The organism is Nocardiopsis oceani (assembly GCF_054777395.1).
Genome location: NZ_BAAHAR010000001.1, coordinates 114,455 through 127,592 on the forward strand (window position 1 = coordinate 114,455; position 13,138 = coordinate 127,592).

At 72.0% G+C, this 13,138-nt stretch carries 12 protein-coding genes; 5 read left to right on the forward strand and 7 right to left on the reverse strand.

Features of this window, described 5'->3' with window-relative positions; all coding sequences use genetic code 11:
• Positions 1–129: 129 nt before the first annotated feature.
• Both ACYVDG_RS00490 and ACYVDG_RS00495 read left to right on the forward strand, forming a co-directional pair.
• The gene (locus tag ACYVDG_RS00490) at positions 130–1,317 is read left to right on the forward strand and encodes a DUF695 domain-containing protein (RefSeq protein WP_460745564.1); all 1,188 of its coding nucleotides are present in this window, start codon (positions 130–132) and stop codon (positions 1,315–1,317) included.
• A gap of 143 nt (positions 1,318–1,460) precedes the next feature.
• Positions 1,461–2,486, forward strand: a complete 1,026-nt coding sequence (locus tag ACYVDG_RS00495; protein ID WP_460745566.1) for a hypothetical protein — start codon at positions 1,461–1,463, stop codon at positions 2,484–2,486.
• Positions 2,487–2,504: 18 nt separating this feature from the next.
• On the opposite strand, the gene ACYVDG_RS00500 is transcribed toward ACYVDG_RS00495, so the two are convergent.
• Complete coding sequence (locus tag ACYVDG_RS00500; protein WP_460745568.1) at positions 2,505–3,674, reverse strand: zeta toxin family protein; 1,170 nt, start codon at positions 3,672–3,674, stop codon at positions 2,505–2,507.
• 368 nt (positions 3,675–4,042) lie between these two features.
• Here ACYVDG_RS00500 and ACYVDG_RS00505 point away from each other — a divergent pair, with 368 nt between their 5' ends.
• Positions 4,043–6,385 (forward strand): tetratricopeptide repeat protein, encoded by a 2,343-nt coding sequence (locus ACYVDG_RS00505; RefSeq protein ID WP_460745570.1) that lies wholly within the window; start codon positions 4,043–4,045, stop codon positions 6,383–6,385.
• A 100-nt stretch (positions 6,386–6,485) separates the two neighbouring features.
• Here the strand turns inward: ACYVDG_RS00505 and ACYVDG_RS00510 are convergent, their stop codons facing one another.
• Both ACYVDG_RS00510 and ACYVDG_RS00515 read right to left on the reverse strand, forming a co-directional pair.
• Positions 6,486–7,670 carry a 4-hydroxybenzoate 3-monooxygenase gene (locus ACYVDG_RS00510; RefSeq protein WP_460745572.1) on the reverse strand — a complete coding sequence of 395 codons (1,185 nt, stop codon included), beginning with the start codon at positions 7,668–7,670 and terminating at the stop codon, positions 6,486–6,488.
• Between the two features lie 183 nt (positions 7,671–7,853).
• Complete coding sequence (locus ACYVDG_RS00515) at positions 7,854–8,609, reverse strand: IclR family transcriptional regulator (RefSeq protein ID WP_460745574.1); 756 nt, start codon at positions 8,607–8,609, stop codon at positions 7,854–7,856.
• A gap of 140 nt (positions 8,610–8,749) precedes the next feature.
• Between ACYVDG_RS00515 and ACYVDG_RS00520 the strand changes: the two genes are divergently transcribed.
• Entirely contained in the window at positions 8,750–9,274 is a 525-nt protein-coding gene (locus tag ACYVDG_RS00520) for a hypothetical protein (protein WP_460745576.1), read from the forward strand.
• 14 nt (positions 9,275–9,288) lie between these two features.
• Here ACYVDG_RS00520 and ACYVDG_RS00525 read toward each other — a convergent pair whose 3' ends face one another.
• The 4 genes from ACYVDG_RS00525 to ACYVDG_RS00540 all read right to left on the reverse strand — a co-directional run bounded on the left by ACYVDG_RS00525 (position 9,289) and on the right by ACYVDG_RS00540 (position 12,654).
• Complete coding sequence (locus tag ACYVDG_RS00525) at positions 9,289–10,143, reverse strand: hypothetical protein (RefSeq protein ID WP_460745578.1); 855 nt, start codon at positions 10,141–10,143, stop codon at positions 9,289–9,291.
• Between the two features lie 350 nt (positions 10,144–10,493).
• Positions 10,494–11,597 (reverse strand): zeta toxin family protein, encoded by a 1,104-nt coding sequence (locus tag ACYVDG_RS00530; protein ID WP_460745580.1) that lies wholly within the window; start codon positions 11,595–11,597, stop codon positions 10,494–10,496.
• Positions 11,598–12,010: 413 nt separating this feature from the next.
• The gene (locus tag ACYVDG_RS00535; RefSeq protein WP_460745582.1) at positions 12,011–12,469 is read right to left on the reverse strand and encodes a hypothetical protein; all 459 of its coding nucleotides are present in this window, start codon (positions 12,467–12,469) and stop codon (positions 12,011–12,013) included.
• Complete coding sequence (locus ACYVDG_RS00540) at positions 12,466–12,654, reverse strand: hypothetical protein (RefSeq protein ID WP_460745585.1); 189 nt, start codon at positions 12,652–12,654, stop codon at positions 12,466–12,468. Before ACYVDG_RS00540 ends, ACYVDG_RS00535 begins: the two co-directional genes overlap by 4 nt.
• Before the next feature lie 162 nt (positions 12,655–12,816).
• Here ACYVDG_RS00540 and ACYVDG_RS00545 point away from each other — a divergent pair, with 162 nt between their 5' ends.
• Complete coding sequence (locus ACYVDG_RS00545; protein WP_460745587.1) at positions 12,817–13,092, forward strand: GntR family transcriptional regulator; 276 nt, start codon at positions 12,817–12,819, stop codon at positions 13,090–13,092.
• The last annotated feature ends 46 nt before the right edge of the window (positions 13,093–13,138 follow it).

Below are 13,138 nucleotides of genomic sequence, written 5' to 3' on the forward strand. Positions count from 1 at the left end.
GTGCGCTCCGCGGTGTGCTTTGGGACAACCCGGTGCCCGGACCGGGCGGGGACATCCGGACCGGACCGGGCGGGGACACCGGGAGTGGCCCGGGCGAGGGTGGTCCCCGGGTTCTGCGAAAATCGGGATATGGCTCTGTTCCGTCGTCGCCGCTCCGCCGGCTCTTCAGACTCCAATGAATCCACGGCCGCCGTGGCCGCCTTCTGGGACGCCTGGCCCGATGTGCGCTCCGCGCTGTCGGAGTCCGTGGAGTCCGACACCCCGGTCCCCGCCGAGATGTCCGAGCGGGTCTCCGCGCTGGTCAAGGCGATCCACCCCGATCTCGACTGGGAGGTGGGCCGTATGCCCCAGCAGCCGCAGGGCGGGCTGGACGACCTCGACCTGTCGCCGGACGTGGACCCCGCCAAGCTCCTGGAGCAGCTCGCCGCCCTGGACGACCCGTCCTCGCTCACCGACGCGCCCTCCTACGCCATGACGATGCGCCCCGGCACCTCCGAGGAGGCGCGCGTGCAGTCGGAGCGCTGGTCGCGCGCGGCCCCTGAGGACGGCGAGTGGCGTTTCCGCCCGGTCCGCCCCGCCGACCACGAGCAGCTGAGCGGCACGGTGCGCTGGGACGACCACGAGCTGGACCTGTCGCACGTGTCGGTGTCGATGCGGGTCGACCAGGGCAGCGGCAAGATCGAGGTGGGCGTCTACCATCCCGACAACATGTTCCTTTCCGAGGAGACCCGGCAGGGCGTGGCCGAGCACGTCACGCTGCTGGCGCTGGGCGAGGACCAGGTCGTGCGCTGGATCGGGAAGGTCGGATCGCTGGACGAGCGCCCCTTGGACCCGCTCCCGCCGACGTCCATGCCCGCGGTGGCCAAGCAGATGGGCGACCTGCTCGGCGGGTCCGACGGCTGGGTGACGCTGCACGGCAGGCTGCCGCTGCAGGGACCGGTGGAGATCCTGCTCCGCCACCCGGTGACCCGCCGCGACTACCCCGCGCTGTCCCTGTTCGTGCAGGTCCTGGTGCCCTACGCGGACAAGGACGCCGACCGGATGCCGCAGGAGAGCTCGGTGGCCGCGCTGACCGACCTGGAGGCCCAGCTGGCGGGGATCCTCGGGGAGAACGGCACGATGTTCATGCAGCAGACCGTGGCCGGGCAGCGGATGTACATCTACTACCTGGACCCGGACTCGGGTGTGCTGCCGGAGTTCGAGAACGCGCTCAAGGACTGGCCCGAGGGCAAGGCGCAGCTGCGCACCCAGCTGGACCCCAAGTGGCAGCAATTCCACTTGGCCCGCCGCCCTTACGTCCGCAAATTGGGCGGATAGCGCCCCCCGTCTGACGGTAAGGGTTTTCCGCAGGTCATTCCCGGGGTCGGCCAGGGCCGGGTCAACAGCGAATCCCCGTTTGCACATCTGGCGCCCAAGCCCCAACAGGCGTAACGTGTCCTTCCCGCCAGGAGGAACGTGTCATGGACGGCGTGTTGTCGCGAACGCCCAGGAGCCGACCTCGGGTCACAGCGGTCGGCGCTATATTCGTGCTGTGCCTGGTGGGCGCGCCGCTGATGTCCCTGTTCCCCGTCGGTCTGTGGGACAAGGCCCAGGCCCTGACGCTGAGCGGTGCGGAGCTGGGGGTGATGCTGCTCGCCCCGGTGGCCGCCGGCGGCATCCTGCTGATGTTCCTGCTGGCGATGGTCTGGCTGAGATCGTCCGGGGTGCACCACCCCACCTCGTCCGCGGCCCTGGTGACCGGGACGTCGATGGCCACGCCGGTCATCCTGGCCTACCTGGCGCCCGCCTTCACGCCCTTTCCCGGCGGCACCGTCCCGAACATCGCGGTGGTGAGCGCCCTGGTGGCCACTGCGGCGATGGGCGCGTGCGTGCTGACCGGTCTCGCCCCGGGCCGCTGGCGGCCCGGTGTCCTCCCCGGTGTGGCGGTCGGGGCCGCCGCCCTGCTGGTCCTGCCGCTGGCCTCCGAGCAGATGCGGGACCGCTCCGAGGAACAGCGCTCGCTCGCCCAGATCAACGGGTTCGAGCACACCATCGCCGTCGTCGACCACCCCGGCTGGGATCCGGTGCGGGTCCACGAGGTGCACGGCGGGCTGCGCATGACCTACACCCTCGCCGCCCCGGACGCGGAGGCGACCTCGGGCCCGGGGGTGACCGCGAGCGGCGCCCGCCCGACCCAGGCCGTCAGCGTCCACGTGCTGAGCTGGTCCCAAGGGCGCGCCGCCGAGGGGATCCACAGCGGCTGCGGTTTCCCCAGCGTGCGGTGTGTGGACGCCGAAGGGCTGGTGATCGTCCACCGCGGCGGCGACAACGGGCCGCACGACGGCCGCCCCAGCGAGGTGCGCACCCGCGTCGACGACGGGACCGTCGCGAGCGTCCTGCCCGCCGAGGCCTCCCCCACCGACCAACTGCTCACCGTCGCCCGTGCACTGCGGGCGGAGCAGCCCGGCGAACGCCACTCCTTGGCCCAGACCGTCCTCCAGGACTGAACACACCAGTCGGGCCCCTCAGCCGACCCCCGGGGAGCGCTTTCTGACGTAGGCGAGCCGGTCCCGGAAGTGGGCGGCCTCCTCCTCGCTGATCGGACCGGCCCGGTGCGCCCGGAGGGTCTCGCGCGCGCCCGGGGACGCGCCGGAGGATCCGGAGGCGGAGAGGTGGTTCTCGTGGAGGAGGCCGCCCCGGCGGTCCACCACGTACACCGAGTCGGCCAGTCCCCCGCTCTCCACGTGGTGGGCGACCTCGGGGAGCGCGTCGTAGATCCGCTGGTGTTCCCCGGCGTCCGCCCAGCGGCCGATGCCCTCGTGGTCCAGGCCGCTCTGGAACCGGTCGGCGATGCCCAGCAGGCTGTCGCTGTGGTGGGCGGCCACGAAGGTGACGCTCACCCGGTACCCGGCGCCGGTGAAGCCGCCGAGGAGGTCCTCGGCGTCGCCCGGGTCGCCGAGCGGGTCGACCACCACGACGTCGTGGGGTCCCGCGCGCACGTGTTCCAGGCAGCGCCGTTCCAGGTCGGGGGCGAGGTGCCGGGCCGCCTCGGTGAGGGCGCTGAAGGGGTCGTCCTCGAAGATCTCCGCGTAGGCGGGATGCGCCTCGGCGTTGTCGTCCCGGTGGTAGACGGCGGTGGTGCCCGCGCCGACCACCGAGCGGACGGTCTCCAGGAGCGAGGTCTTGCCCGCGCCGGGCTGGCCGGCGAGGAAGACCGCTTGGGGCCGCTCCCCGGGTATGCGTCCGTCCGGTCGGCCGGTCTGCCGACCGGACGGCCTGGGCGGGGTGAGCGCGATGCGGCGGCGGGCGGACACGAGTGCGTGTTCGCGCGGCGTGAGGGACCGGTCGCCTCGGGGGCGGACCAGTTTGGCGAGCTCGTCGGCGAGGCCGGGGTACTCCTCCGTGACGGTCCGGCGGCCCCGGGGACCGAGGAGGTGTGCGCGCCGTTCGACGCGCAGGTAGAAGCGGGCGCCCTGTTCGTACTCGGCCTCTTCCAGGGAGCCGTCCTCGGCCGCGGCGGCGAGCTGCTGGTAGAGGATGCGCACCCGGCGCACCGCGCCGCGGACGCGCTCTTGGGCGTAGGCGTCGGCGAAGTGCTCACGGTACCCGCGGAGCCACTCCTGGTCCGCGAGGTCTCCTCGGGCCTCCGGCCCCGTCCCCGCGCGCCGATCGCCCTCTCGCCGGTCGCCGCCCATGCCGCCCTCTCCCGAACCGGAACCCGTCGTCCGGACCTCGTCGGACCTTCCTATCCGAGCCGCGGCGGGTGTTCCAGGGGCCAGAGTCCCGCCGCCGTGGCCGGGTCCGGACAGCACCGGGCCCGGGCTGTGCCGGGTTCTGTGCCCTCACCACTCCCCTGCCCCACAGGCTTCCCGACTGTTCACGTGAACCTCGGAGCACTGACCTGCGGTTGCGCAAACGATGGGATTGACTCCACTCAGTAAGGGGAACTGGATCGTCCGAAACCCCTTTACTCCTGGGGTTCCCGATCTTTGATCGGGGCATACGACACGTACGAGCACCGGTGGGCGCGCGACTCCCTCAGACCCCGGGAAGGGTGTAGCTGTTGAGTTCTGGCCAGGAACGAGGCAACGGCACGTCGGCGGAAGGCAACCCCCGCCAACCAGGGGGCGACCCCTCCGCTCCGGCAGAAGGCTCGACGCACGGGCACGACTTCCACACCGGCCGAAACCCGGTGAACTGGCCGGTCGTGGTGGGCCTGGTCCCGGAGCCCGCCGCGCACTTCCAGCCGCGTGAGATCTCCGACGCCCTCGACGAGGCCCTCGCCGCTTTCGGGGCCCCGGCCGCACACCAGGTGCTGTCCGGGGAGAGCGGGGTCGGCAAGACCCAGCTGGCCGCCCGGCACACGGCGCTCCTCCGCGACCGCCCGTCCCCCGGCCAGCGCCCCGAGGTCCTCGTGTGGGCGGACGCCGCCACCCGGGACGGGGTGGTCTTCGCCTACGCCCAGGCGGCGAGGCGGCTCTTCGCCTCCGTCCCCGACGACCCCGAGCTCGCCGCGGGGCAGTTCCTGTCCTGGCTGCACGAACCCGTGGACGCGCAGGGCCGCCGCTGGCTGGTGGTGTGGGACGACCTGGCCGACCCGGTGGAGGTCGGGGACCTGTGGCCGCCCCCGGATCGGGAGCACGGCCGGATGATCGTCACGACCCGGAACGGCCCGGACGGTCCCGCCGGCCGCCGCCTGGTCTCGGTCGGCGCGTTCTCCGACGCCGAGGCCCGCGCCTACCTGCGCTCCGCGCTCACGGAGGCCGGGATCCCGCACACCGGTGACGACCTCGCCTCCCTCGCCGCCGCCGTCGGGAACCTGCCCCTCGCCCTCGCCCAGGCCGCGGCGTACACGGCCGACCGCCAGCTCACCCCCGCCGCCTACCTGGAGCTGTTCCACCGCCGGATGGCCGCGCTCAGCGAGAGCTTCCCCCGCTGGGACACGCGCAGCCCGCTCGCCGCCACCTGGGAACTGGCGCTCGAACAGGCCGACTCCCACCGCCCCGAGAGCGTGGCCCGCCCCCTCATGGGGCTGATCGGGCTCCTGGACTCGGCCGCCGCCCCCGAGCAGGTCATCGTCTCCCGCCCGTTCCGGAACTACCTGGGCCGCCGCACCTACCCCGCGCGCACCCTCGCCCGGAACGAGGTCCGGCTGGCGCTGGCCGCCCTGGAGCGCCTCAACCTGGTCACCCGGGACACCCCGCTGGTGATCGGCGCCCACCACCTCACCCAGCGCGCCACCCGCGAACACACCCGCACCCGCCCCAACCGGGAGGGGGTCCGCGCCATCGCCGACGCGCTCGTGGACGTGTGGCCGGAGACCGCGCGCGACTCGGCTCTGGGGCGGAGGCTGCGCTCCAACGCCGCCGTGCTGCGCGAGCGGACCGCCGGCCGGGTCCGGGTGTGGAGCTGGCTGTGGGAGGAGAGCATCCACCCGGTGCTGTTCCGGGCGGGCCGCGGACCGCGCTCCGCCCGCCAGATGGAGTGGGCGGTGACCTACTGGGAGGTGTTGGCCGAGGCGGTCGGCCACACCCTGGACCCCGACCGGCCGGACCTTCCTGGCGCCTCCGGCACCTCCGGTACCTCGGTCGGCGGCGACCACCCGGCCCGGTTGATCGGGGCCTCCGGCGACCTGTCGGAGGCGCAAAGGGCCTTCGAGGAGCTGTACGAACGCCAGCTGCGGGTGCTCGGACCCGACCACCTCGACACGCTCCGGACCCGGCACGGGCTGGCCTACCTGCGCTCCGAGGCCGGGGATATCCGGGGCGCGATCGTCCGGTACCGGGACCTGCTCTCCGACCTGGACCGCGTGGTGGGCCCGGACCGCGTGGAGACCCTGAGCACCCGGGGCAACCTGGCGGTCTGCCGGGCCGCGGCCGGGGACCTCGCGACGGCGATCCGGTCCGCGCAGGCGCTCCTCGCCGACCAGCACGAGTACCTGGGGCCCGACCACCCCAACACCCTCAACACGCTGCACAACCTCGCCCACTGGCGCGGTGTCGCGGGCGATCCGGAGGGTGCGGTGGCCGAACTCCGCGAGCTGGTCGCCGCCCAGGAGGAGGTTCTGGGCGCACACCACCCGAGCACCCTGGTGAGCAGGCACAACCTCGCCTGCTGGCGGGCCCGCGCCCACGACGGGGAGGGCGCCATCCGCGCCCTCGAATCCCTGGTGGCGGACCGGCGCCGGGTCCAGGGGCCCGAGCACCCGGACACCCTGAGCAGCCTGCGCCAGCTCGAACGTTTCCGCCGCGAGTCCCGTGCCCGCGCCCGGGAGGCACCCAACGAGCGCACTTCGGACGACAGCGGGGCGCGCGAGAGCGGCGCCAACGGCAACGGCGGCACCCACGAGGTGGACCCCAACGACGAACCCACCGGCCCCCAAGCGCTCAACCACTCCTGGGGCTGAGCCCCCGCTCCCCCGCTTTCCCCCGATGATCTTGCCCCTGTCTCCACTCTCGGCGGCCGAGGGTGGAACTGGGGGCAAGATCATCGCGGTTGGGGGCGGGTTAGAACGGCCAGCCGGTGTAGGCCTCGGCGAGGTAGGCGGAGCCCGCTTCGGAGGAGGTGATGGAGGCCAGCTCACCGAGCTGGCGCTCCCGGTCGAAGGGTGTGCTCTCCGGCGCCCGGTGGAGGAGCGTGGTCATCCAGTACGAGAAGTGCTGCGCGCGCCACACCCGCGCCAGCGCGCGGTCGGTGTAGGTGTCCAGGGCCTCCTCCCGGCCGCCCTTCAGCGCGCTCTCCAGTACCTCCGCGAGCACGCGGACGTCGGCCAGCGCGAGGTTGAGCCCCTTGGCACCCGTCGGGGGCACCGTGTGGCCGGCGTCCCCCGCCAGGAGCAGGCGCCCGTGCCGCAGCGGCGTCTGCACGAAGCTCCGGAAGGGCAGGACCGAGCGCTCGATGACCGGGCCCTCCGCGAGGGAGAAGCCGTCCTCCCCGGCCAGGCGCGCCTGGAGTTCGTCCCAGATGCGCGCGTCCGACCACTGCGAGGCGTCCTCGCCCGGGTCGCACTGGAAGTACATGCGCTGCACCCGGTCGCTGCGCTGGCTGATGAGCGCGAACCCCCGGTCCGAGCGCGTGTAGATGAGTTCCGAGGCGCTCTTGGGGGCCTCGCACAGGATGCCGAACCAGGCGTAGGGGTACTCCCGGAAGTACTGCTGGCGGTCCTCGACGAGCTCGCGGCAGATGCTGCGCGAGCCGTCAGCCCCCACCACGATCTCGGCGGTGATCTCGTGTCGGCGCCCCTCCTCGTCCAGGTAGCGGACCCGCGGCTCGGTGACGACGTCGGCGACACTGACCTCCCGGACGCCGAACCGCACGTCGCCGCCGTCCCGGGCCCTGACCCGGGCCAGGTCCTTGAACACGGATGTCTGCGGGTACAGCCAGACCGAGGCGCCCACGAGCTTCTCGAAGTCCAGGCGGTGGCTCACCCCGCCGAAGCGCAGGTCGATGCCGCCGTGCCGGTCGCCTTCGCTGAGGACGCGGTCGCTGGCCCCGCTCTCGTCGAGCAGCCGGACGCTGTCGCGCTCCAGGATGCCCGCGCGGTGGGTGGTCTCGATGTCCTCCCGCGTGCGGTGGTCGACGACCACGCTCGGGATGTCGGCCAGGTGGAGCAGGTGGGAGAGCAGGAGCCCGGCCGGTCCGCCGCCGACGATGGCGACGCGGGTGCGGGTCCTGCTGGCGGGCTCGGGCATGGGGGCGATCCTTCCTTCCGGTGGTCCGGCCCTCCGGCGGGGCCGGTCTTCCGGCAAGCGCGGCCTTTCGGTGGTCCGAAGGTAGAGCGGGGCCGGGGTCCAGCGCGGGCCACCCTTTCGCTCAGCGGAAGAATTGTCGAGGCCCGGCAGGCGACGCGGGCAGCCACAAGCACCCGCGACCGCTCAGGTGCGTTCCCCGCCCAGCCTCCTCGAGATCCCGCGGGAGGCGACCTGCAGGGCCGCGACCAACCGGCCGGTCTCCCGTTCGAGGCTCGGCACGACCACCCCGATCGCGGCCACGACCTCGTCCTGCGACCGCACCGGCACCGCGACCGAGCACGCCCCGAGGGTCATCTCGTCGGCCGTGGTCGCGTAGCCCTCCCGCCGGACCCGCTCCAGCTGCCCGCTCAGGACCTTCGGCTCCCGGACGGTGTGCGGGGTGACCGGGCTCAGCGAGGCCAGTACCCGGCGGCGCACGTCCCGCGGGGCGTGCGCCAGGAGCACCTTGCCGACACCGGTCGCGTGCAGGGGCAGGGTCGCCCCGACGCCGCTCACCGCCGGGACCGAGGCCCGCCCGGCCAGGCGCTCGATGTAGAGGGCCTCGGTGCCGTCGCGGACCGCGAGGTGGACCGTGGCGAGTGTGGCGGCGTAGATGTCGTGCAGGAACGGCGACGCCGCCGCGCGGAGCCGGGACTGGACCGGTGCGAGCAGCCCGATCTCCCACAGTCGGCGCCCCACGGCGTAGTCCTGGCCCCTGCGCTCCAGGGCGCCGTGTTCGACGAGCTCCGCGACGAGCCTGTGGACGGTCGTGAGCGGAAGCTCCGCGCGCCGCGCGATCCCGGAGAGCGGCAGCTGCGGGTGGCGGTCGTCGAACGCCCCCAGAATCGCCATGACCCGGCCGGTGACCGTCGCACCGGGTGAACCGGTGTTTCCTGCCATGGCGCCCATCCTTTCACCCGGGCGGCCCACACGCGGCGCGCCGGGCACTCCCGGAACTCGGGCCGGGGGAGGATGAAACCCAAGTGGGGTCGGACGGCGTCCAACCAGGTAAGCCCACACGCATGGGAAGGGTGAGGACGATGCCCCTGCCGCGCACTGAGACGACGATCGGCCTGGCGGCCGCGACGGCCCTGCTGGTGACCGGTTGCGGAAACGATGAGGCGTCCGGAACGGGCCAGCAAGGCACGGACGTGTCCAGGGAGGCGCCCGGGACGGACGAGGCCATCGTGATCGGCGAGGACCCGTGGATCATCGTGCACGACTTCTCCGCGGGCCCCGAAGCCCTCTTGCACCTGGAGCTCGAGTACCTGCCCGATCACGACTGCCTGGTGGTGCACGGGGTGAACCCGGAGACCCAGTCGGTGGAGTACTCGGGTGCCCCGGTCTGGCCGAAGTACGTGCAGCCCCTCAACAAGGACGGCGACGTGGGCGTGGTCGACCCGGACTACGGGCGGCTGGTGGACGGCGATTCGTTCACCGCCGGCGGCGCACCCGGGGCGCAGGAATCACTGCCCTCCGCGGTCGAGATCCCCGACGAGGAGTGCCTGGCCGACGGCGGCTTCGTCCCGATCAACCACGGGTCTCTGGGGGACGGCGAGGCCTGAGGACACCGCAAGCGTCAGAATCCGAACCAGCGCCTCCTCTGGTGCTCGCCCGTCCCCTTCCAGGCGTGCAGGACCGGCCAGACCAGGGGCGTGGCCAGGAGCAGTGCGAACATCCAGCGGACCGGCCAGGGTTCGATGACCCCCTGGAAGGCCTGGGTCGCCGCGACCAGTACCGTGACCAGGGATATCGCCCCTGTGGCGAAGATGGGGGCGCTGGTCCGGACCCGGCCGGACAGGGAAGCGGCGAAGCCGATGGTCATCAGCACGAACGGCACGCACAGCCCGAGCGCCCCGGCCCGGACGCTGGTCGGGACCGGGTCCGGCTGCCCCGGCAACAGCGTGGAGCCGTCACTCATGAAGACGAAGGCCAGGGCCGCGGCAAGGCAGACGGGAGCGTACAGGGCGACCGCGAACACGGTCGATAGCCAGGGGTAGGGGTTCGCGGGGACGCCGGCAACCCGCCGGAGCGGCGTCCCCAGGGCCTTCTCCGACAGCCAGGCCGCGGTACCGAGTCCGCCCCCGAGCAGTGCCGGCGCGACGGCCACCGCGTACATGAACACGGTCTCCTGGTACGGGGACGCTGGGCCTCCCATCAACCAGTACGCACCGATCACGGCGGCGGCCAGCAGGCACATGTGCACGACGGGCAGCGCGTCGCCCCTCCGCCTCGACCGGTGGACCCCGAACGCCAGGGCTGCCGCCGCACCCAGGAAGACCGCGGCGCTGAACAGGTCCGCCAGGAACCTCGATCCGCCCGGGAGCAGGGACATCGTCAGCAAGGTGTGGGCGGCGGTCAGCCCGTACAGGACGACGCCGATCAACGCGCAGAACCGGGCGCTCTGCCGCAGGAGGCTGTCGGTCAGCACCACGGGTGTCCCTACGGGTGTGCCTGGTACCCCCTCGGAAGGTCGGCTGGGCATGCCTTCGGGGGGCCCGCCGGGTGGGTTCCCGGGGGTTCCGCCCGGTGCTTTCTCAGGTGGTCGGCCGTTCTCCGGGTTGGTGGGCACTGGCGGTTCCTCCGGTCAGAGCAAGGGGGCGGGGCCGGTACGGGGGTCGTGCCACGTCCGCCGGTGTGCCCAGCGGCGGCCTTCCCGTGCTCAGGCCGTCTTCGCCCTGTTCGATCCGCCGAGTGCACGACTTGTTCTCCCTCTCCGCGCTCACACTCGGCCGGGCAGGTCCGGAGCGGGGCCTCCTGTTCACTGTCCGGGCCGTGTCGGGCTCAGCCGTCCAGGTAGGCGACACGTGAGTCGAAGTGATCTGTCTCTGCCTGGGTCGGTGGCCTGGAGCGCTCCGCGATGATGAGCTCCCGAGCGCCAAGGGGGTCGGACATGTGCCCGTCGGCGCCCCGGTGGTTCTGATAGATGAACGCGTTGTCGCGAGTGGCGACGTACATGGAGTCGACCAGCCCGTGTGACTCCAGGTGGTGGGCGACGTCGGGGATCGCTTCGTAGAAGCGGTCGTGTGTTCCCCGCTCGACCCAGCGGCCGTAGCCGTACTCGTCCCGGCTTACTTGGTACCGGTCGGCGATACTCAGGAGGCTGATGGAGTTGTGCACGGCGATGAAGGCGACCGTCGTGTGGTAACCCTCGTCCGCGAATCCCCTGACCCAGTTCTCGGCGCTTTCCTGATTCCCGAACGGATGGCTGACGACGACGTCGTACTTGGTCGCGCCGCCCCGCAGGTGGTCCAGGTAGCGTTTCCGGGCGTCGTCGGGAAGTTGCCGGTCGGCGATGTGGTGCCCGTCGAACTCGTACTCCCGGGCGATCGCCTCGTAGTGCGGGTGCACCTTCGCGTTGTCATCACCGTCGTAGAGGGCGATGCGGGAGCCACCAAGCTCGCTCCGAACGAACTTCTGGGTGGTGGTCTTCCCGACGCCGGGTTGGCCGGCGATGAACACAACGCGGGGTCTCTCCCCGGGGGACCGGTCCGGGGCCGTCAGTGGCGTGAGATCGGCGAGGCGCGCTTGGACCGCGCGCTCCAGTTGCTCAGGGGTGAGCGACCGGTCCCGGGTCACCAGGTCGTGCTCGCTCCTCAGGCGGGCCACCAGCTGCGGGGCCTCCGCCAGAACTGCATACTGCTCCTCCGGTGAGAGCGCATCGATGTCCTTCTGGATATCGACGTAGACGCGCCGCTGCCTCTCGAACTCCTGCTGTTCGGTGGTGCCCTCCTCCGCGAGGTGGGCGAGCAATTGGTACTTCAGCCACACGCTCTCAAGGCAGCCGTCGAGGCGTTCCCGGCGTTTGATCTTGGCGATGTAGTCGCGTTGTTTGAGGTCGCGCTCCTGCTCCTCGGCGCTGCGGTCGTCGCTCGTGCGGCTCGGCACTCCCAGGGGTCTCGGGGGTCTGGGTTGTTCCTATCCCGATTCCGGGCGGCAGAACAGAGCAGAACCGCCCCGTGGCCGAGAGTGGTCAGGGATCCCGAAGTGAGCCTGGGTCGGGCGAGGAGCGGGTGCGGTATGCGCGAAACGCATAGGCTCCCGGGCCGCTCTCGGAGTACCGGGCGCTGTACGAGCTGAACCGGGCGGAGCAGGCGAGGCGGTGCGGGTGAGCTCGCCACGCGCGGCAACGTCTACCTCGCCACATGGGTGCGTACCGGTCGACCGGCGACCGGGTGGGCGGACCCTGGCAGGGACCGCCCACCCAGCTGGGTTTCGGACAGCTCACGGTTACGGGCGCTCCGGGTTGCCCGGCTACGCGACCGTCCGGAAGCCCGGTTGCCGGCGCTCCAGGGCTCGGGCTACTCGCGGAGCCAGGGCTCCGGGAGCGGGGAGCGTTCGGTGAGGGCGCAGTCCAGGCGCTCCCAGCAGCGGGCGGCCTCGCGGAGGGCACGCCAGGCGACGACCACTCCCCCGACCTCCCGCAGCTCTTCGCTCACCGCGTCGTAGCACTGGGTGGCGTACTCGTAGGCGATCCCGCGGCGGGACGCGGGCGGCGCGGGGCGCAGCGCGGCGCGCCAGGTGGTGGGCAGCGGTTCGCCGGACCTGATGCGGCGGTCGAGTTCGGAGAACAGCCGGTCTGCCCGCGCGAGGGTGCGCGCGGCGTGCGCGGACCGGCCCGGGTGGCGGAGGATCGCACCGATCTCCATGACCAACTCGTCGGTCCGGTGGGTCAGAGCGGCACCGGACTGCTTCCGGGTACCGGACCGCCGCTGGGTGGTGTGGGTGAGACGTGGCGGGGTGTTGGGGTGGGAGTTCATGCGCAGCACACCCTCACGGCCTCGGGGAGGTTGGTCGCGTAGCGGCGCACCCGACGGGAACGGCGACGGAGTTCGGCGGCGAGCCCGCGGGTGTAGCCGTAGGCGGAAGCGTGCAGCCCGCGGGTGGGGCGCGCGAGGCGCACAGGCACTGCGAGCACGGCTATGAGGGCCAGTAGGATTTGCATGTCGTCCTGCTTTCTCAGGTCGGCCATGGCCCCGGGGCGTGTGTCCGCACGTCGCCGGGGTTCTCTTGTTGGGTGCCCGTAACCATACTTTGACTGTGACATACAAGTCCATAGACTGACTCAGATTAATGCTCCAGTCCACTGCATGGCAATGTCGATCACATGGCAGATGCGAGCATTCCCGCTGGTTACGGCCCTGATAGCGAGCTAGACCATGAAGGTCCCGATCCGATCTGGCTACAGCTGGCCGCCGTCCTCATCGCACGGATCGAGCAGGGCACCTACCAACCCCAGAGGCCACTCCCCAGCATCGCGGGGCTCGTCCAGGAGTTCGGAGTGGCGCGGGGAACCGCCCGCAAGAGTACCGCGCTCCTAGAGGAGCGGGGTTATGTACGAATTGTGGCAGGCAAAGGGGTATTCGCCCTACCTCGCGACTGAGATCGCTTTTCTCCCATTGGTCACAATGGTCCGCTGCATCGCGCCA